At 58.8% G+C, this 19,767-nt stretch carries 14 protein-coding genes; 2 read left to right on the top strand and 12 right to left on the bottom strand.

Going from position 1 to position 19,767, the window contains the following annotated elements:
* Nucleotides 1–376: 376 nt before the first annotated feature.
* The 6 genes from ACWIKB_RS28510 to ACWIKB_RS28485 form a co-directional block, all read right to left on the bottom strand.
* Nucleotides 377–1,006: a hypothetical protein gene (locus tag ACWIKB_RS28510; RefSeq protein WP_475270933.1), complete on the bottom strand. Its 630-nt coding sequence runs from the start codon at nt 1,004–1,006 to the stop codon at nt 377–379.
* Between the two features lie 596 nt (nt 1,007–1,602).
* Nucleotides 1,603–4,875 carry a hypothetical protein gene (locus tag ACWIKB_RS28505; protein ID WP_475270844.1) on the bottom strand — a complete coding sequence of 1,091 codons (3,273 nt, stop codon included), beginning with the start codon at nt 4,873–4,875 and terminating at the stop codon, nt 1,603–1,605.
* The gene (locus ACWIKB_RS28500) at nt 4,872–6,965 is read right to left on the bottom strand and encodes a type VI secretion system Vgr family protein (RefSeq protein WP_475270843.1); all 2,094 of its coding nucleotides are present in this window, start codon (nt 6,963–6,965) and stop codon (nt 4,872–4,874) included. Before ACWIKB_RS28500 ends, ACWIKB_RS28505 begins: the two co-directional genes overlap by 4 nt.
* Before the next feature lie 131 nt (nt 6,966–7,096).
* Nucleotides 7,097–7,612 carry an Hcp family type VI secretion system effector gene (locus ACWIKB_RS28495; RefSeq protein ID WP_054051032.1) on the bottom strand — a complete coding sequence of 172 codons (516 nt, stop codon included), beginning with the start codon at nt 7,610–7,612 and terminating at the stop codon, nt 7,097–7,099.
* Between the two features lie 311 nt (nt 7,613–7,923).
* A complete protein-coding gene (locus tag ACWIKB_RS28490; RefSeq protein WP_475270842.1) occupies nt 7,924–8,229 on the bottom strand; it encodes an ArsR/SmtB family transcription factor in 306 nt (101 codons plus the stop codon).
* Nucleotides 8,230–8,327: 98 nt separating this feature from the next.
* The gene (locus ACWIKB_RS28485; RefSeq protein WP_475270841.1) at nt 8,328–9,458 is read right to left on the bottom strand and encodes an alkene reductase; all 1,131 of its coding nucleotides are present in this window, start codon (nt 9,456–9,458) and stop codon (nt 8,328–8,330) included.
* A gap of 252 nt (nt 9,459–9,710) precedes the next feature.
* Here ACWIKB_RS28485 and ACWIKB_RS28480 point away from each other — a divergent pair, with 252 nt between their 5' ends.
* Nucleotides 9,711–10,391 carry a type 1 glutamine amidotransferase domain-containing protein gene (locus ACWIKB_RS28480; protein WP_475270839.1) on the top strand — a complete coding sequence of 227 codons (681 nt, stop codon included), beginning with the start codon at nt 9,711–9,713 and terminating at the stop codon, nt 10,389–10,391.
* Nucleotides 10,392–10,477: 86 nt separating this feature from the next.
* Here ACWIKB_RS28480 and hglS read toward each other — a convergent pair whose 3' ends face one another.
* The 6 genes from hglS to ACWIKB_RS28450 form a co-directional block, all read right to left on the bottom strand.
* Complete coding sequence (gene hglS / locus ACWIKB_RS28475; protein WP_475270838.1) at nt 10,478–11,857, bottom strand: 2-oxoadipate dioxygenase/decarboxylase HglS; 1,380 nt, start codon at nt 11,855–11,857, stop codon at nt 10,478–10,480.
* An 88-nt stretch (nt 11,858–11,945) separates the two neighbouring features.
* Nucleotides 11,946–13,166, bottom strand: a complete 1,221-nt coding sequence (gene glcF, locus ACWIKB_RS28470; protein WP_475270837.1) for a glycolate oxidase subunit GlcF — start codon at nt 13,164–13,166, stop codon at nt 11,946–11,948.
* Nucleotides 13,167–13,168: 2 nt separating this feature from the next.
* Nucleotides 13,169–14,218, bottom strand: coding sequence for a glycolate oxidase subunit GlcE (gene glcE, locus ACWIKB_RS28465; RefSeq protein ID WP_475270835.1), 1,050 nt, complete (start codon nt 14,216–14,218; stop codon nt 13,169–13,171).
* Complete coding sequence (gene glcD / locus ACWIKB_RS28460) at nt 14,218–15,717, bottom strand: glycolate oxidase subunit GlcD (protein ID WP_475270834.1); 1,500 nt, start codon at nt 15,715–15,717, stop codon at nt 14,218–14,220. The genes glcE and glcD overlap by 1 nt, the downstream gene beginning before the upstream one ends.
* A gap of 172 nt (nt 15,718–15,889) precedes the next feature.
* Entirely contained in the window at nt 15,890–16,816 is a 927-nt protein-coding gene (locus tag ACWIKB_RS28455) for an alpha/beta fold hydrolase (RefSeq protein ID WP_475270832.1), read from the bottom strand.
* A 22-nt stretch (nt 16,817–16,838) separates the two neighbouring features.
* Nucleotides 16,839–18,293 carry a flavin-containing monooxygenase gene (locus ACWIKB_RS28450; RefSeq protein ID WP_475270831.1) on the bottom strand — a complete coding sequence of 485 codons (1,455 nt, stop codon included), beginning with the start codon at nt 18,291–18,293 and terminating at the stop codon, nt 16,839–16,841.
* 298 nt (nt 18,294–18,591) lie between these two features.
* Here ACWIKB_RS28450 and ACWIKB_RS28445 point away from each other — a divergent pair, with 298 nt between their 5' ends.
* Entirely contained in the window at nt 18,592–19,665 is a 1,074-nt protein-coding gene (locus tag ACWIKB_RS28445; RefSeq protein ID WP_475270830.1) for a diguanylate cyclase, read from the top strand.
* Nucleotides 19,666–19,767 lie beyond the last annotated feature (102 nt).

The following is a 19,767-nucleotide window of genomic DNA, read 5'->3' as shown; positions in this document are numbered from 1 at the left end:
AGATAATCCAAGGTATAAAGGCAATGCAGCTCCACTTTAGAAATGGAATTAGTATTTGAATTTTGTTTGTGGTGTCAAAGCGCCGGCGTTGATTGCTTACGTAAAGGTCTGTGTTGCAATTAGTTGTTGGATAATTATTAACACCCGCTTGTAGTTGTGCACCTACGTCCTGCCAAGGCTCACGATTAGCGTAGTTCCCCCAATGAAGTGCTGTCCGAAATAATCCAGAACGCCTCGAGCCGTTAGGCCATTTGTGAGAAGGCAAGGTGGGAATAACGCGGCTATTGAAAGCCGCGATGCCGTATTGAACTGTTTCAGATGCTGCAGTGTTCATGTTTTTTAAGAAAATAAATCTGTCCCTTTTAAATTTTTACGCTCAACCGCGATGAACTTCATCAAAGTCATCGGCCTTCGGTGTCGCCTGGATGCCTTTGGCTTCCTGCGCGCGGTAGTAAGCTTCGATGCTCAGAGAAGGATCAATGCGAGCCTTGATGATGCAGGGCTGCTTTTGCCAAGGGTATTGCTGCAACTGTTGCGTCAGCTGCTTCAGACCTGTAGCCAACCAACCCTTTTCCGACTGGTCGCGCCAGCGCCGTGGGTTACGGCCTGTTTTGGCGTCGTAGGCGACAGTTACTGGGTCAAGGTGACGACTTTGTTCCAGTACTGGCAGGTCCGGCAACGGTTGCGTGACATCCATATAACGTTGCAGGCAATCCCAGAAGGCCAGTGCATTCACCTGGTCGAGGCCCAAGGCGTGGACCTTGGTGGCCAGACAAATCTTGTTGTCGGTATAGCGGTGGTGCAGCCACAGGGCATAGTCATGGGAACCATAACCGCTGGGCAGCAGTTGCATCACTGGGTCGAACTCTTCAAAAGGAGCAACAAAGAGACGACGAAAACGGCGTTTGAAGCGAAGCATGCCGTCTATGCGGTTGAACTCGCTACCGTCGTGGCTGGTGCTTTTGCTGTGGAGCCAAATAAGGCAATCAATGCCGATAGCACCCATGAAGTAAAGGAAAGAACCGGTCCAGAGGGCAATCTGGATTTCATCGCTACCCAATAGTGAACCTTTCTGGGAGTAGACAATGACGGAAAAAATGCATAAACCAATAATTTGGATGTGATGAACAACTTTTTTTCCGTTCATGTAAAGAGCAAGTGAAGTAATCATCAGCGCGACGACCAGAACTGAAGAAAGTAAAACCAGAAATGCATTAACATCTTTGCGTCCGGTTTCAGGGATGAAATTAATTATAATTCCCGCTCCCCAAGGAACCCATATGAAGAAGAAACACATGAGTCTGAAAATTGAAAATAAGTGGGGGATTTTACTCGAGTTTTGAAAGCGCCAGCGTCTGGCATCGCAATACGCCTCTTCCTTTTTTCCTAGCTTCTGCTGTCGCTGGTAAATGGTCTGTTCTTCACCTTGTAGCTGGGTATTAATTTCCATCGCCGGTTCTAGATTTGCGTAATGACCAAAGGCGAGGTGGGTGTCAAAGTTCCCTGAGCGATTGGCATCTTCCGCCCATTTTGGAGGAGGTAGCGGGGCGCGGCTGTTGCTGCGGTAGGCACCGGCAGCGTACGGGTTATCCATTTGGACAGTCATACAGAGAACTCGGTGGTTTCAATTTGCCAATAGGGTGGGGCGGCTTCCGGTTGCAGATCATCCGGTGGCAAACGACGGTTAACCGGGGTAAAAGCTGACCAGCTTTTAGGGCTAGGTTGGGGCAACACCAACCGCTCGCTTGCTTGATCTGTACTTAGTTCAAACTGAGCACTGACTTTCAAGCCCTGAGTCATACGCACATTGTAACGATCCAGAGGACTGAGTTGAGCAACGGGTAAGCTGGCGGGAAGAACATAGAGCACGCTAGTGGTATCCAGTAAAAGCGCTGCTAGCTTGGGGGCCGCAGCGGGGACACGATTATAGCGTTTTACATCGAAGGCGCCGTTTATACGCAGGCTGCTCTGGAATTCTTGGGCGATCAACTGAAATTGCTGGTCATTCTCGAACATTGATAGCAGTGGAGAACTGAGAACGATGGCCCAATCCTCATCGGTTAGAGGCTGCTTTCCGGGTATGACACATTGCAGCCCAGAATCTGGCAGTGCCCTACGATCGCTATCAGCTTGTTGCAGTGCCTTGAGATGAGCTGCAGGCGCTTTTTTTCGCCAGTCGGCTAATCGCTGTACGAATATTTGCGGTTTTCCGATAATGCCGAGCAGTTGTTGGTAGGCGATCTGCGGGTCCTTCAAGTGAGCGAAACGCTGGCCTTTGCCCAGAGCCTGATCCAGCATGCCAGCTTCGGCAAACTGGAGACCGAATGGACCTTTTTTTACCACGATTTCCATGTCGCTGTCGGTCAATAGATTGGCTGCGATAGTACCGCCTATAGCCAGAACCATACCGACCACCAAGGCGTAAGGATTAATAACTAATCCAACGCCGTAAGCCGCCCACAAACCGCCACCTACCGCTGCTACAGCATATGCAGCTGCCGCATCTGTGTCGCCTTGATTGAGAGCTCGGTAGCTGTCCCAACCGCTGAGGGATGCTCCTAGTAATGTCGCTCCGGCACCAACGGCGCGTAGTAACGGAAGCTTAGGGCTTCCAGTTTGCTTTTCCAGATTTAACGCCCACCGAGAAGAAAGCGTTTTGACCTCAATTCGTGGCGCGGTGATGTAGCTTGTTGCAGAAGAACCAAAGAGCAGCTTGCCGTGGCTACCTAGAGCAGCCATTAAGTCTACGACTGCACTAAAGACACCAACTACTCCGCGCCATTGCTCTCCTCCGGATTGAAGGTCACTGTAAGCTTTTACCTGTATTAATAGGTTATAAACCGCAAACGCCACCATCAACGTCGGCACAACCTTGTTTTTCTCCATCGTCTCGGTAACAGCCCCGAAACGAACGCGGAATTCGTTGTATTTGGCCAGGTCTGCATTCCCTTTGGGGATGGCAATGACCGTGACATCGCGCAATGTAGGGCGCCCTGCGCCAGAGCCTCGTGGGCTGGTACTGCCCACGGTTGTGCCGGACTGGTCATGCAAAGTGGCGTAACGGTAGCTTTTACGGGTCAGGGCCTGGCGTTCGACGTCGGTGAGCCCACCGCGCAGTCCGGCACCCTGTACGCCGATAACCACGTAGTTCTGGGCCAGTGCCTGGCCCTGAGGCATTAACTTGATCTCGGCCATTTTCGGCGAGAGTGCTGCCAGGGTCACAAATGTGGGGGAGAACAATCGATCAAGCTGGATTTTCGACGCGTCCTGCGACAAGCGGCCGATCTGGGCCACGACACTGGCACCGAAGTTATCGAGTAAGTCGGCGAGAAAATACGCAAAGCCTTTGCCGGCGCTGGGTTGGTCGACTTCACCCGTCAGCGATGCCGTCAGCATCAATGTGCTTAAGCCCATTGCTTCCGGCTTTGGTTCTTTACCGCTGTCGCGCAGGGTTTTCAGACGTTTAACCAGATCGGGTAACTGGTCGGCGGTTTTTGCCAGCATCAAGGCGCCCAGTGGGTGCTGACCCTGGAGCAGGCCTTGTACGAGACGATTGATAGGGCCGGTCAGTTCTGGGTAGCCCTTGCCGGTATACATGGCGTCACTGCGGTTGGGGACCTGGTTCAGCGCATCGAGTGATTCGGTTAGCAGGCAATACGGTTCCAACAGCGCTTCGTTGCGACTGTAGCTCCAGTCGAGCAGCACCGGATGCAGTTTTTTGTCCAGCAGGTCTACGAGGTTAGTTAATCGTTGCGCCAGTTTTTCACGACACTTCTCACGAGCTTCTTCGAAGACGGCTTTCTGCAATTTAGGCAGATCGACTTCGTCCTGGAGTTTGGCGAGTGGACCGGCGAGGGTGCTGTAAAGCACCTGTGCATAGCGTCCGTGAGGTTCGTGGGGTACCAGCGCATTCAGGGTTTGCAGGTAATCGACGCAATCACGAATTTGCGCGGTTGCGTGACGCAAAGCGAATAACGGGTCATCGAGAATCATGCCCACCAAATGCGGGTAGTCGCGCAAGGTGTTCTGGGCCAGCACGTCTGTCCCTGCCTCCACAGTAGGAAGCGCAGTCGGCGGCGGGAGCTTGAGTTTTCCCGCCAGGTCCTGCTTGCGTTGTTGCAGTTTCAGAATCAACGCATCTGTTTTGAACGCAGCAAACGCTGGGGTGAAGTCCGCAGGATCTTCCAGGGCGGATTCGATGTTGAAGTCGCGCGCCCGCAACCCCTTGACCAGACCCTTTACAGGCGTCGCTGGATAAATCAACGAAGCCTTCCAGTGCTGCGTTTCACCCGCAGTCGCCGCCCAGGCAGCCGCCATGTTTTGACTGCGTGCCTTGATCCGTCCCGCGTCCTTTTCGAGCCACTCGATGTATTCCCAGGTCCACGGTAATTCGCTGTAGGCCATGCTCAGTTGGTCGCCAACAAATCGACCCTGTAGAAACATCGGAACCAGAATCAGATATTGTTTGACGCACACTGGTTCGCGTTTGTCGGCATCGCCTTTTTTCTCGGCAATCTTGCGCCAGTGGGCCACGTCGACTTCGAACAGCTGACCTTTACCGTCGGTTTCCAGTTCTCGCCACAGCTTGTTTTTCAGGAACACATAGATGCGGCCAGGGCGCGGTAACGCGCCTTGTAACGTTTCATTGAGTTTGTCATGCCCCGGTAGCCGCGCCAGCGGGGTCACCGCCAACAACGTGTTGTGCTGGTACTTTTCTTCTTCTTGAGTGGTCTTGGCATCGACCATGATTGGAATCTGCAGTTTGCCGCCATCGGTACGTTCTACGTTCAGCGCCAATCGCGACTTCTGCTCATTCTCGTATTCGGTTTTCTTGCGAGTCCCTTCGCTTATGGGCTTGTCGTTAAAACTGCTCATGCCTTGCCCTCCGGGCCCAGTAGTTGCAATTGGCTGCCCAGTTCAGGGTCACCCCAGACATCAACGATAAGAGCCTCTGGGCCTTTTTCGCCCGGGGTTTTTCTCGGCGCCGCATTGTTTACCGGCGCATTGCCCAGCGTCTGTCCGACGGGCGCAGTGTCTGCAGGTTTAGGGGGGACCGGTAGAATCGGTGCCGCTCCCGTACCGTTCCCCGCGTTGCCGCCAGAGTTCATGTTGATCACCGGCCCGCTCAGCGTTACACCCCCGGCATCGATCTTGATGAAGCTACCGCCGCCAATAAGGGTCAGTTCGCTGCCGGCTTCAAGTACCACCTTGATGCCGCTGTCGAGATGAATCTCCTGGCCCGCCTCAATAAACTGCCCAGTCCCAACCTTGATGTGCTGGTTAACCCCCACAGTCAAATGATCATTCGCCTGCGCCTCAACCTTCCGGTCCGCATAAACCGTGTGATGTTCCTCAGCCTTGAACTCCGTATAGCTGTTCTTCTCAACAGTATCGTGCCGTTCATTGCCGACCCGAATCTTCTGGTCGTGCTCGATGTTTTCGTCCCAATCGCGCTGGGCGTGCAGGAAGATTTGTTCCTGACCTTTCTTATCCTCGATGCGCAGTTCGTTGTAACCGCCGCCACCGGGGGAGCTCAGGGTCTTGAAAGTGCTGCGTGTTTTGTTCGCCGGCAGCTCGTAGGGGACGATGTTTTCCTTGTGGTACAGGCATCCACTGATCAGCGGCTGGTCGGGGTCGCCTTCGAGGAAGGTCACCAGCACTTCCATGCCGATGCGCGGGATGGCGATGCCGCCGTAGTGGGCGCCGGCCCAGGCGGAGGAGACGCGTAGCCAGCAGCTGGTTTTGTCGTCGGCCTGGCCTTCGCGGTCCCAGTGGAACTGGACTTTGACGCGGCCGTATTGGTCGCAGTGGATTTCTTCACCTTTTGGCCCGGTGACGACGGCGCTCTGGCTGCCGAGGATTCGCGGCTTGGGGTGGTTCAGCGGCGGGCGGTTCGGTACGTCCCACGGCGTCGCCTGGAAACGGTTGCGATAGCCTTGATGGAAGTCATCCTTCAACGCCGTGGTGTTGCTGGTGACCGACTCTTCTAGCACTTGCGGCTGTTTGCCTTCATGGAGGACTTCAGTCAGCAGCCACAAGTCGTTCCACTTGGCTTTCGGGTGCTCGGTCAGGGCCAGGAAGTGGCCGCTGACCAGTATCGGCTGATCGCTTCTGCCTTCGGCGAGCTGGAAGTCGCTGCGGTGACGTTCGAGGGCGCGTTTGGCCAGGTGTTTGCCGCGTTCGCGGTCGATGAAGCGGCCGGGGTAGTCGTAGTCTTCGAGGTCGGGCAGGGCGTCGCCACGGTTTTCGCTTTCCAGCGTCATGCGCGGTTTTTCGAAGTCGTAGTCGCGGCGGGTGGTGCGGCTGGTGCGGGTTTCCAGGCGCAGGTCGAAGCGCTTGATCACCGGGTCGGTGGCGACCATGCCGGAGTCTTGCTGATAGGCCACTGGTGCGAGTTTCGGGAACACCGTCTGGTCATCGCCGAACACCAGTTTGTGGGCCGTGGCGCTGTGCTGGAAGTGGTAGTGAATACCTTCTTCCTCGCACAGGCGCTGGATGAACTGCAGGTCCGATTCATCGTATTGAACGCAGTAGATGCGCTCGGGATAAACCGCCCCGACTTTGAATTCGTAGGCATTGCTTTGGATGCCGTGCTCTTCGAGGACCATGCCGACGATTTTCGGCACGCTGAGGTTCTGGAAGATGCGTTGGTTGATGCGGTGCGCCAGGTAGGACAGTTGCGGGCGCAGGGTCACCGCGTAGCGGGTCAGGCGTTTGCCGGAATCACCCTGAACGGCGCGATAGATCTGGCCGTGGATGCCGCTGCCATCAGGCGAGAGCTGCAAAAAGGCCGGTTTGTGCAGCAAAGTCTCGAGGTCCAGAGACGGCTTCTCACTGACCAGTTCCACCTCAAACACAAAAGGCTGGCTGATGGCTTCCCGGCCTTGCAGGGCAAGCACCTGGAGGTCGTTATCCAGACCTTCGATAGTCAGGGCAAAGTGAGTCTGATTGGCCGGCGCGAACATCCCTTGTTCCTCGTGCAGTGTTGCGGCGTAAACCAATACCCGTTCAAAGGATCAGCAGACGCGAAATTCTGGAAAGGCGTAAACGACATCGACCAGCAGAGCTGGCCGATGCGTGAAGCGGTCAGCCGCGATTAAGCGACTGGTTGACGCCAGTCATCGGAACCCGAAGTACCGGAGACTTCGTGGGTCCAGGTGATTTTGCGGTAGGTGAACTGCACTTCTTCCAGGTGCGTGAAGTGGGAGTTCGACGGATCCTGGCAGTTGTGCATTTTGTTGTTGATGGCGACGATGATCGCGTCTTCCAGTTTGGTGGTGTAGTAGTGCTCTTGGGTCCCTTGGGCCGAAGTGCGGTACCACTGGATAACGATTTCGCTCATGCGCTCGCCGGAAGTCAGCGCCGCTTGCAGCAGTGGCGAAGCCTTGTCGTAGACCTTGGTGATCACAACTGGCTTGTGAACGCGCTGGCCGGTCGGTTGGCCGGACTGTGGGTCACGCGGGATGATCACGTCGTGGCTGAAAGCCTGAACCATGACTTGGTCTTCGTGACCTTCTTGATAAGTGTTGCCAACCGAGTCGGCGGTGAAAGCGCCGGCAGTGATCAGACCTTGTTTTTCGCCAGTGACGGACATGTACGCTGGTGTAGCCATGGATGTGCTCCTTGCTAAAAATTTAGGGTGCCCGGGAGGCGAAATCGCCCGGTGGGTGCCTAACACTTATCAAGGTCCGTGCCAGAAAAGTTGAGGACCAATTAAACCGGGGGTATGGCCGAGGTTTTTCAATAGCTTGGGTGCGTTTGGAGGGAAATCACCCCCTAAAGTGCGCAAGAAGTTGCGCAGTACTGCGCAACTTCTTGCGCACTCGGCTACAGCCCCCGGCAGGTCTGGCGCTTAGCGATATTGGAACTGTTTTTTGCGGAACAAGTGCGCAACTTCTTGCGCATCAAGGCTATGCGCCATCATTAGAGCCTGGCGCCGATCTGCTCGACAAATTGTACGATCGTGGTTTCGTTGCGTCGGTAATACGTCCAGGGCCCGATCCGCTGCGAGGTCACCAGGTTGGCCCGTTGCAGGGCGGTGAGGTACAGCGATACGGTGGACTGCGACAGGCCGACCTTTTCCTGAATGATGCTGACGCACACACCGATTTCTTCCGGGTCACGTTCCTGTGTCGGGAAGTGCACGCGCGGCTCCTTCAACCACAGCATGATTTGCAGGCGCGTGGGGTTGGAAAGGGCTTTGATGATGTCGTTCAGATCAAGAGTCATGGTCGAGCCTGGGGGCCTGTGTGCTGCGTCGAAATAAGCCGAAACCCTGAGGCCGGCAGATCGGCGCCTTGGGTCAAGGGTCCGATCTGCCGCGCAGTTTACAGGCTCGGCTGGTAGCGCGGGTAATCGCTGTAACCGGCGGCGGTTCCACCGTACAGGCTGGACGCATCGAGTTCATTGAGCGGCCACTGATTCAGCAGGCGTGCCGGCAAGTCCGGGTTGGCGATAAACCAGCGGCCGAACCCGATCAAGTCGCCCCAATCGGCGTTCAGTACCTTGTCGGCACGTTCGCTGGAGTACTTGCCGGCATACATCAGCAATCCGCTGAAGGCCTCGCGCACAGCTTGGCGGAAGGTGATCGGCAGTTCCGGGGCGTTGTCCCAGTCGGCTTCGGCCAGGGACACGTAGGCAATGCCGATCTGTTCCATCAATCTGACGGCTTCCAGGTAGGTTTCGTGCGGGTTCTCTTCCACCAATCCGAGGTATACCCGCGCTTCATCAGTGCTGGCGAACAGCGGAGCAAAACGCACACCGACCCGATCCTTGCCGACCACTGCGGACACGGCTTCAGTGATCTCGCGCAGAAATCGCAGGCGATTGCTCAACGAGCCACCATATTCGTCGGTGCGCTGGTTGCTGTGGGCGGAGATGAACTGGTTGACCAGATAACCGTTGGCGCAATGCAATTCGACGCCATCGAAACCAGCCTCCATGGCATTGCGTGCCGCCTGAGCGTAAAGCTGGACGAGTTCCTTGATCTGTTCGGTGCTCAGCGCCTGAGGCATAGACGGCTCGGCCAGGGCGCCGGTGCCCGGGCCGGTTTCGATAAACACACTCACCGCCGTCGCCGGAATCGCAGAGGGCGCGACCGGTGCCGCGCCATCTGGCTGCAGCGAGGTGTGGGACACCCGACCGACATGCCACAACTGGGCAAAAATCGGTTTGCCTTCAAGGTGCACGGCAGTCGTCACTTGTTTCCAGCCGTCGATCTGTTCCTGGGTGTGAATCCCCGGCGTCCAGGCATAGCCCTGGCCGCGCGGTTCGATCTGAATCCCTTCGGTGATCAGTAAACCGGCACTGCTGCGTTGACGGTAATACTCGGCCATCAGGGCATTGGGAATGTTGCCGGGCTGAGTGCTGCGTGAGCGGGTCAATGGCGGCAGCACCAGGCGATTTTGCAGGGTGAACGGGCCTAGACGGATAGGCGTGAAGAGGGTGGAGCCGGTCATCGGTAAGTCCTGTAAAGCGGAAGGAGTGCGTTCGTGCGCCGTCAGCCGTGGCTGAGCCGGGTGCGCTGTGAACGCCTTTATAGAGGTATCACGATATTGAGATATATCAATATCTAAATTTGAACAGCCTCCGTATCATCCGGCCTCACCACCCTTCGATGAGTGAAACGATCCGCGCAACCGGGTGGTCAATGACTCTGTACCCACGCGCCGTCGAGCGTCCGACAATTCCTGAAATCAAGTGAGAACGACATGAAAATCCTGATGGTTCTAACGTCCCACGATCAATTGGGAAACACCGGTAAGAAAACCGGCTTCTGGCTGGAAGAATTCGCCGCACCGTATTACACGTTCAAGGACGCTGGCGCTCAACTGACCCTCGCCTCGCCCAAGGGCGGCCAGCCACCGCTGGACCCGAAAAGCGACGAGCCGGATGCGCAAACCGCTGCCACCGATCGCTTTCGCAAAGACTCGGCGGCGCAATCGGCGCTCGCGTCCACGGTCGTGTTGAGCAGCGTGAAGGCTGAAGATTTCGATGCCGTGTTTTATCCGGGCGGTCACGGGCCACTGTGGGACCTGGCTGAAGACAAGGATTCGATCGCGCTGATCGAGGCGCTATACAAGGCTGGCAAACCAGTCGCGACGGTTTGCCATGCGCCGGGTGTGTTGCGTCATGTGAAAGATGCGGACGGTCAGCCGTTGGTCAAAGGCAAACGTGTGACCGGCTTCAGCAATAGCGAAGAAGAGGCTGTGCAGTTGACTGATGTGGTGCCGTTTTTGGTCGAGGATGAGTTGAAGGCCAAAGGCGGGATTTATTCGAAGGGCGACGATTGGGCGAGCTATGTGACGACTGATGGGTTGTTGCTGAGCGGGCAGAATCCGGCGTCTTCGGAAGCGACGGCTGAGGCGTTGTTGGCGGCGTTGAAAAAATAAGATCAAAAGATCGCAGCCTTCGGCAGCGCCTACATTGGAATGCGTACCCTGTAGGAGCTGCCGAAGGCTGCGATCTTTTCAATGATTCACCGCTTAAGAGCTGCGAAACACTCATCAACCGAACGCTGCTGCGTCTCGGCATACAACCCCAATTCATCAATCGTCCTACGCCCCAGCGCTTGCTCAAACGCCTGCTGGTTCGAGTGCACGCCATAGTGGGTTTGCGCCGCATCGCCCAGGTTCGACTGGAAAATCCCCGCCGCGCTGACCGGCAAAAAGTCTTCATACACCAGCGGCTCAACCCGCACATATCCGCCGCTGAGCAAGTCGTCCAGCGTCACGCCATCGAGACCATCAGCGGCCAGGCCTTTTTCCGTCACGAAGTAGCGAAAGTACGCCAGTTCCTGTCGGCGCATGCCCTCAAGCGTGTCAGGGAATTCGCCAAAGTGCTGGGCCATCAGTTCGTTGTAACGCGCGGCGTTGGCTTCATTCGGGAAATCCTTCAGCTCATCCCGCGCGGCATTAAGCAGGCGATCGTAAAGCGCTCGACCCTTGGGCGTGAGCGCCGCACCGCGTTGTTCGATTTCGCCGAAACGGGCGCTGTGGCTGCCGCGCGTCTGGTCTTGATCGGTGAAGGCAATCGGCTCGTCCAGCGCTTTGAAACTGGTCTGGCGCAGCAGGATCGGGCACTGACGGCGCGGCGGGCCTTCGATCACGGCTTTGGGGGTGATGCCGTGGGCCGGCATTTGTGCCTGGACGATGTCGATGTCCAGGGTACGCGGGGTCAGGTGATTGATGTGCGGGCCCTTGAACGCGACGACGTCGGCGACCAGTCGATGCTGGGCGCTGAGTTGCTGGTATTGCGCGGCGGTGACGGTGGCGCTGTGGTGCCAGCGGAAGGTCTCCAGAGCCTGCTCGACAAACTCCCAGGCTTGCTTTTCGGTTAAACCACCCTGGGTTTCGGCCTGCTCGATCAACGCCAAGGCAGCAGGGGTGAAGATCGAGCGTTTATCCAGCACCGATTGGGCGAACGCCCGCAACTCCAGGTCTTCGATCAGCTCCAGGCGCAGCAGCGAGGTGAACACTCGGAACGGGCTGACTTGCAACGCCGCTTCATGCACCGCGCGAAACGCTGTGGAATGCACCGGCACGCCCGCCGGGGTCAGGTCGTAATAACCCACCGGTTGCATGCCCATCACCGCGAACAGGCGGGCGAGGGTCGCCAGTTCCGTGGCGGTGCCGACGCGGATTGCGCCGTGGCGTTCCAGGTCCAGGCGCTGGATTTCGCCGGTGCTTTCGAGTTGTCGAGCGATCTGCGGGTCGTTGTCGAGTACGTGGCGGTTGGTCTGTTCCACCAGTTCCATCAGCGCGCCGTACAGCGGCACTTCTTCGCGGTACATGTCGGACATCGCTTTGGAGAAGCGTTGGCGGATCAGGTCGGGGCTGACGAAGCTCGGGTGGCTCATGAAAAAAATTCCTGGCACGGTGACAGAGAGGATGGGGGAAAAGATCGCAGCCTTCTGCGGCGCCGACAAACGAAGATTCCTACGAACTTCATTCTCCCAGCGACTGGTCCACCAATTCGATCCAGTGCCGCACTGGGGTGCGCCCGGCGCTGGCGAGGTGGCTCTGGCAGCCGATGTTGGCGGTGACGATCAGTTCGGGGTGGCCGCTTTCCAGAGCGTTGAGCTTGTTGTCGCGCAGTTGCCGGGCCAGTTCCGGTTGAGTCAGGGAATAGGTGCCGGCCGAACCACAACATAAATGACTGTCCGGTACGGCGGTGAGATTGAAGCCCAGTCGAGTGAGGACCGCCTCCACCGCGCCGCCGAGTTTCTGTGCGTGCTGCAAGGTGCACGGGCAATGGAAGGCAATCTTGCGATCCGTCGCGGCGCACACACGCTCCAGTGGCTCATCGGCCAGCACTTGCACCAGATCCAGCGCCAGTGCGCTGACCCGCTGAGCCTTGGCCGCGTAGACCGGATCGCCCTCCAGCAAATGCCCGTAATCCTTGATGAACGCACCACAACCGCTGGCCGTCTGGACGATGGCTTCGGCACCGTTTTCCAGGTGCGGCCACCAGGCGTCGATATTGTGTCGGGCGCGCTGCAGCCCTTTGGTCTGGGCGTCGAGGTGATAATCCAACGCTCCGCAACAACCGGCCTTCGGTGCCGGGATGACGCTGATCCCCAATCGATCCAGCACCCGCGCCGTGGCGGCATTGGTGTTGGGCGACAAACCGGGTTGCACGCAACCTTCGAGCATCAACACCCGCCGCGCATGCCGAGGGGCGGGGCGCTCGCCGGTGGCAGGCAAATCGTGGGGCAGTTTCGCTTCGACGTTGCGCGGCAATAACGGACGGAACGTTGCGCCGATTCGCAGCAGCGACTTGAACAGGTTCGGGTTCGGCGCCAATGCCCGCAGGCCCTCGCGCAACAAGCGTTGCCCCGCCGGGCGCGGCACTGCCTGATCGACCACGGCCCGGCCGATATCGAACAGGTTGTGATAATCGACCCCGGACGGGCAGGTGGTTTCGCAGTTGCGGCACGACAGGCAACGGTCCAGGTGCAGTTGGGTTTTCGCTGTGGCAGGCGCGCCTTCTAGCACTTGTTTGATCAGATAGATGCGCCCGCGCGGGCCGTCCAGCTCATCCCCCAGCAACTGATAGGTCGGGCAAGTGGCGTTGCAGAACCCGCAATGCACGCAGGTGCGCAGGATCTTTTCCGCTTCGGCGGCCCGTGGCAGTTGCCGGGACTGTTCGCTGAGGGTCGTTTGCATGCTTAGAGCTCCGCGTACATCCGGCCGGGGTTAAACAGCCCTTGCGGGTCGAGTTGCGCCTTGAGTTGCCGGTGGTAGCGCAGCAGCGCCGGGGCCAGCGGCTGGAACGGTGTTTCACTGGCGCCGTGGCTGAAGCAGGTGGCATGACCGCCCAATTCATGGGCCATCGACTGAATATCGCTGGCCTCGGATTTCAACCAGCGTTGCGCGCCGGCCCAGTCGATCAATTGCTCGCCGGGCAACAACAGAGGCCCGAGATTGTTCGGCAGGGACAGTCGCCACAGCGGCAGACCTTCATCAAAAAACGCCAGCCGCTGCTCGTTCAGTTCAGTCCAGTAACCCGAATCCAACGGCTCGCCGCCCAGCCGTTGGTGGGCCGCCGTCACCGAGCCTTCGCCACCCTCCAGCCGCAGATACAAACGTTGACTGTCGTGACTGGCGGCGCTGATCGGCAGCGGTTGCTGACCCCATTCGGCGAGTTTGATCAGCGCGCGGGCGCTGTCGATTTCCAGGCTGATGCTTAAGCATTGCCGGGGTTTTGGCAGCACTTTGAGCGAGACTTCCGTCAACACGCCGAGGCAGCCGTAACTGCCCACCAGCAAGCGCGACAGGTCATAACCGGCGACGTTTTTCATCACTTCGCCGCCGAACCGCAGGTGTTTGCCCAGGCCGGTAATCACCCGCGTACCGAGGACAAAATCGCGCACCGAACCCGACCATGGCCGCCGTGGCCCGGACAGCCCCGCTGCGATCATCCCGCCGACGGTGGCGCCTTCACCGAATGACGGTGGTTCGCAGGGCAGCATTTGTCCCTTGGCGTCGAGGGTGGCCAGCAATTCACTCAGCGGCGTACCGGCGCGGACGCTGACCACCAGTTCCGTCGGGTCATAGCTGACGATGCCGCGATGGGCGCGGGTGTCGAGCACTTCGCCGGCCACCTCGCGGCCAAGAAACGCCTTGCTGTTGCTGCCCTGGATTCGCAGCGGCGTGGCGTTCTCCCGTGCCTGATTGACCTGCGCGAGCAACGTCTCGCTGGCATCGAAATCCGCCATCAGAAACGCTCCAGCTCAGGAAACGGCAATTGCCCGGCGTGAATGTGCATCGCGCCGAATTCCGCGCAGCGGTGCAGGGTCGGGATGTTCTTGCCGGGGTTGAGCAGGCCTTGCGGATCGAACGCGGCTTTTACCGCGTGAAACAGGGTCAACTCGTCGCTGTTGAACTGCGCGCACATCTGATTGATTTTCTCCCGGCCCACGCCATGCTCGCCGGTGATGCTGCCGCCGACCTTCACGCACAGTTCCAGAATTTGCCCGCCCAACGCTTCGGCCCGGGCCAGTTCACCGGGCTGGTTGGCGTCGAACAGGATCAACGGGTGCATGTTGCCGTCGCCGGCATGGAACACGTTGGCGACCCGCAAGCCATGCTCGGCAGCGAGGCGGGCGATGCCTTCCAGTACGCCAGGCAGTTCGCGGCGGGGGATAGTGCCGTCCATGCAGTAGTAATCCGGCGACAGGCGACCGATAGCCGGGAAAGCGTTTTTGCGCCCGGCCCAGAAGCGCACGCGTTCGGCTTCGTCCCGGGCCTGGCGCACTTCGCTGGCCCCGGCCTGTTGCATCACCTCGCGCACCCGTTGGCAGTCGTCGTGGACATCAGCTTCGACGCCGTCCAGTTCACACAACAGGATCGCCTCGGCGTCCACCGGGTAACCGGCGTGGATGAAGTCTTCGGCGGCGCGGATGGCGAGGTTGTCCATCATTTCCAGGCCACCGGGGATGATCCCGGCGGCGATGATATCGGCCACGGCGCGGCCGGCCTTTTCCACCGAATCGAAACTGGCCAGCAAGACTTTGGCGACTTGCGGTTTGGGCAGCAACTTGACCGTGACTTCGGTGATGATTCCGAGCAAACCCTCGGAACCGGTGAACAGCGCCAGCAGGTCGAAACCCGGTGAATCCAGGGCTTCGGAGCCCAAGGTCAGGCGTTCGCCTTCGACGGTGAGCACTTCCAGCTTCAGCAGGTTGTGCACGGTCAGGCCGTATTTGAGGCAATGCACGCCGCCGGCGTTTTCCGCGACGTTACCGCCGATGGAACAGGCGATTTGCGAGGACGGGTCCGGCGCGTAATACAAGCCGAATGGCGCCGCCGCTTGCGAGATCGCCAGGTTGCGCACGCCGGGCTGGACCCGCGCGGTGCGGGCGGCGGGGTCGATGTGCAGGATGTTGTTAAAACGCGCCATCACCAGCAGCACGCCTTTCTCCAGCGGCAAAGCACCGCCGGACAACCCGGTGCCGGCACCGCGCGCCACCACCGGCACCTGTTGCGCGTGACAGATCTGCAGTAGTTTTTGCACCTGCTCCAGGCGCCGGGGCAGGGCCACCAGCATCGGCGTGGTGCGGTAGGCCGAGAGGCCGTCGCATTCGTAAGGCTTGAGTTCTTCTTCGCGCCAGAGCAGGTCGAGGTCGGGGAGTTGCTGGTGCAGGCGGTTGAGCAGGGCGGCTTTGTCTACGTTTGGCAGAACGCCGTCGACGCGTTCGTCGTACAGAATGTTCATGAAACCAATTCCTGTGGCGAGGGAGCTTGCTCCGGCTCGGCTGCGAAGCAGTCGTAAACCGTCACACGCGGTGCGCCTGAAAAAACGCGCCAGCAGGTTTTTGGGCTGCTGCGCAACCCAGCGGGAGCAAGCTCCCTCGCCACAAAAGCGGTTCTCGACTCACAGGTCTTGATCATCGTCGCGGCCCCAAAAACTCCCGATACAACCGCGCCGCCCTCGTGGGTTGCTCAACCATCGGCATATGGCCAATTCCTTCCCAGATATCCACCCGCAAGTTATCAATCCCCTTGCTCCACACCGCCACGCTGCTGACATCAATCAACCGGTCCTTACGCCCCCACAGCAATAGCGCCGGGCATTTGATGTCGGCGAGTTTCGGCTCCATCGGCGGGCTGGCGCGGAAGTCCTCGAAAATTTCCGCCAGCTCGTCGCGGCTTTGTTCGTAGCGCTGGGCGACAGCGTCCAGTACCACCCCGGGCACCCACGGCGGGTTGGCCATGGTCATGGCGTAGAAATGCTGGAATTCTTCTTTGGTGTGAATCAAAAACGGGTTGTGACCCTTGGACAATTGACGCTCCAGGTCACTGACTTCAGGGGCGGTGACGCCTGCCGGATCGATCAGCGCCACCGAGGCAATCCGCTCGGGGTAGGTGGCTGCCAGCCACGCCGCGATGTAGCCGCCCATGGAGTTACCGATCACATGCACCTTCTCGACCCCGCACACATCGAGCAACTGGATCATCCGCTTGGCCTGCAGCCCGATGTCATAGCCGCCGCCGGCCTTGAAGCCGGTTTCGCCATGGCCGGCGAGGTCCGGAATGATCACCCGATAGTCGCCGACGAAATGCCGGGCAAAGCGCAGCCAGAGGTTCTTGTCGGCGCTGTAGCCGTGCAGCATCAAGATGCTGCTGGACGCTTCATACGGCCCGCCTTGCCAGGTCGAGACGGTCATTTCGCTTATCGGCACGACGATTTTGTGCAGCCGATACAGCTTGGCTTCCAGGGCCATGCTCAGGTCATACAGCCAATAGCCGATGGCCGGGTAGCTCAGCCAGCTCCAGGCCACGAAAACCGCGATTGCGACAACCAACACAAGCATCAGGCGTCTTCCTTTTACGTGATCAGGACAGAATGTGGTCGGCGGGTTTCAGCGACCGGGTCAAACGGTGATAGCTGAAACTGAACCCCGGAAACATGGCGATTACGTGACCGCTCTTGCTTTGATACCAACTGTGGCAGCCCCCGGACTTCCACACCGTGCGCTCCATTTCCCGGTGGATCATTTCAGTGTAGGTACGTTCCGCCTCGGGGCGCACTTCAATGCTGCGCAAGCCCTGTTCTTTTAGTGTGCGAATGCAACCGAGGATGTAATTCATCTGGGATTCGATGATGAACAGCGCCGAGGTGTGGCCGATGCCGGTGTTGGGACCGGTGACGATAAACAGGTTGGGGAAGTCCGGCAGGCTGGTGCCCAGATAGGCTCGTGGGTATTGGGCCCAGAAGTCTTTCAGGCGTTTGCCGTGTTTGCCGGTGACCGGATAGGAAATCACCCCGTCGGTGGCGTCGTAACCGGTGGACCAGACAATCAGGTCGACGGCGATGTGCTGGCCGTCCAGGGTGTTGATGCCGGTTTCGTCGAGGGAGGCGATGCCTTGCTCGCGGCTGTGCAGCGTCACGTTCGGCCGGCCCAATGCCGGGTACAAGGTGCTGGAAACCAGCACGCGTTTGCAGCCGATGGTGAAGTCCGGGGTCAATTTGCGCCGCAATTCGGGGTCGGGTACCTGGCGCTTGAGAAAGCGCAGGGCCTGTTGCTGGACCAGATGAATCGCCGGTTTCGAATATTTGAAAGCGATGACCCGAGTTTCGAACAGCCAGTAGATCATCCAGCGCAGCAGCTTGTAGGCCGGTTTGAGCCCGAGCAACCAGCGCTGAAAACGGCCGAATGTGCGATCGGCGCGGGGCAGTACCCAATGGGCTGTGCGCTGGAACACATGCAGGTGTTCGACGTCCGGGGCAATCGCCGGGATCACCTGGGCCGCACTGGCGCCGCTGCCGACGATAGCGACACGTTTACCTTTGTAGTCGTAGGAATGATCCCAATTATTGGTGTGAAAGGTTTTGCCCTGGAAGCGTTCCTGGCCTTCGAAGTGTGGGACCACCGGTTGGCTCAGCGGCCCTGTCGCGTTGATCAGGAACTGCGCGTAGAACGTGCCTTTGCTGGCGGTGTGTACTGCCCAGCGTTTGTTGGCGTCGTCCCATTCGATGCCTTCGACGTTGGTTTCCAGCTCCACTTTGTCGCGTAAGCCGAAATGCTCCACCACATGCTGGGTGTAGCGGTGCAGTTCAGCCTGTTCGGCGAACATCTGCGTCCATTGGTAGGGTGCGAAGGACAGCGAATACAGCGGCGAGGGCACATCGACGGCCGCACCGGGGTAGGTGTTCTGGCACCAGGTGCCGCCGAAAAAGTCCCGCCGCTCCAGCAGGCGAAAATCGCTGATGCCGGCCTTGAGCAAATTGATCGCCGCGCACTGGCCACCAAAACCGCTGCCGATGATCAACACTTGAAAGGTTTGCATGGGCCTCCTCTTATCGTTGTCTATCGAACCCTCCCATCATGTATAGCCAATCTGTAGGTCGATGCTTGCGCTTTTCTGTGGGAGCGGGCTTGCTCGCGAAAGCGGTTTGCCAGTCGACATCCAAGTTGAATATACCGGCCCCTTCGCGAGCAAGCCCGCTCCCACAGGGTAGTGGGGTGTACACATATGCCGGTATTCACCGCCCACTGGTGATGGCTATTCGCCGTTGCCCTGATAGACTCCGTTCACACCCGCAACCCTCGGTGTGATCAGATTCCGTTCAGTGGTAGAGGCCTCTATGGCAAAAACGGGAGGAAAGGGACTTTCACTGGCCAGGAGGCTATACACGTCGCGAACCTTGGGGTTGGCCCTGGGATTGATGTGCGTGAGCGCGGCGATGTACCCGCTCGACCCGGCGCCGTGGGTCTGGGTGGTGATGCTGCTCAATGCCTTGGTCTGGCCGCACGCCGCCTATCAATGGGCCCGCCGCGCCACACTCCCGTACCACGCCGAACACCGTAACCTGCTGGTGGACGCCTTTCTTGGCGGCTTCTGGGTCGCGGCCATGCAGTTCAATCCATTACCCAGCGCCACCACCCTTTCCATGATGGCCATGAACAACGTGGCCATCGGCGGTTTGCGTTTTCTCCTGGCTGGCACCGTGGCGCAGATCCTCGGCGTGGGCGTCGGCCTGCTAGTGTTCAGCCCCGCGTTTATTCCGCATACCAGCCCATTGCAGCTCTACGCCTGCTTGCCCTTGTTGTGCCTGTACCCGCTGGCGCTCGGTTGGATCTGCTTTCGTCAGGCCATCACCCTCGGCCGGCAAAAACGTGAACTGCTAGCCCTGAGCCGCACCGACAGCCTCACCGGCCTGCTGAACCACGGCGCCTGGAAGGATCAACTGGAAATCGAATTCCAGCGCTGCCAGCGACAGAACCAGGGCGGGGCGATCGCGCTGATCGACATCGACCACTTCAAAGCCATCAACGACACCTACGGCCACGTCGCCGGAGATATCGTGCTGCGTCAGTTGAGCAAAATGCTCAAGCAGAACCTGCGCGCAGCAGATGTCGCCGGGCGTTACGGCGGCGACGAGTTTTGCGTGATCCTCCCGGACCTGCCCCTCAACAGCGCTGCCGCGGCGATGGATGCACTGCGCGATCGCTTTGCCACCCTCGGTTACGATCAAAATCCGGCGCTGAAAGTCAGCCTGAGTATTGGCCTGGCGGCGTTCAACCCTGCGCACACTGATGCGACGTTGTGGTTGAACGATGCGGATCAGGCGCTCTATGAAGCCAAGACCACCGGCAGGAATCGTGTCATCTGCTGCAGCGACGGCAAGCCCCGGCATGAGTTGCTGGATTCGGTCTGACTGACCGACCCCAAATCCCCTGTGGGAGCGGGCTTGCTCGCGAAAGCGCTACGTCAGTCAATAGTGATGTCGACTGACCGGGCCCCTTCGCGAGCAAGCCCG

The sequence above is a fragment of the Pseudomonas sp. 5Vm1k genome (assembly GCF_056161485.1).
Note: the sequence above shows the minus strand (reverse complement) of the source record. Positions and strands in the feature narration are given on the sequence as shown.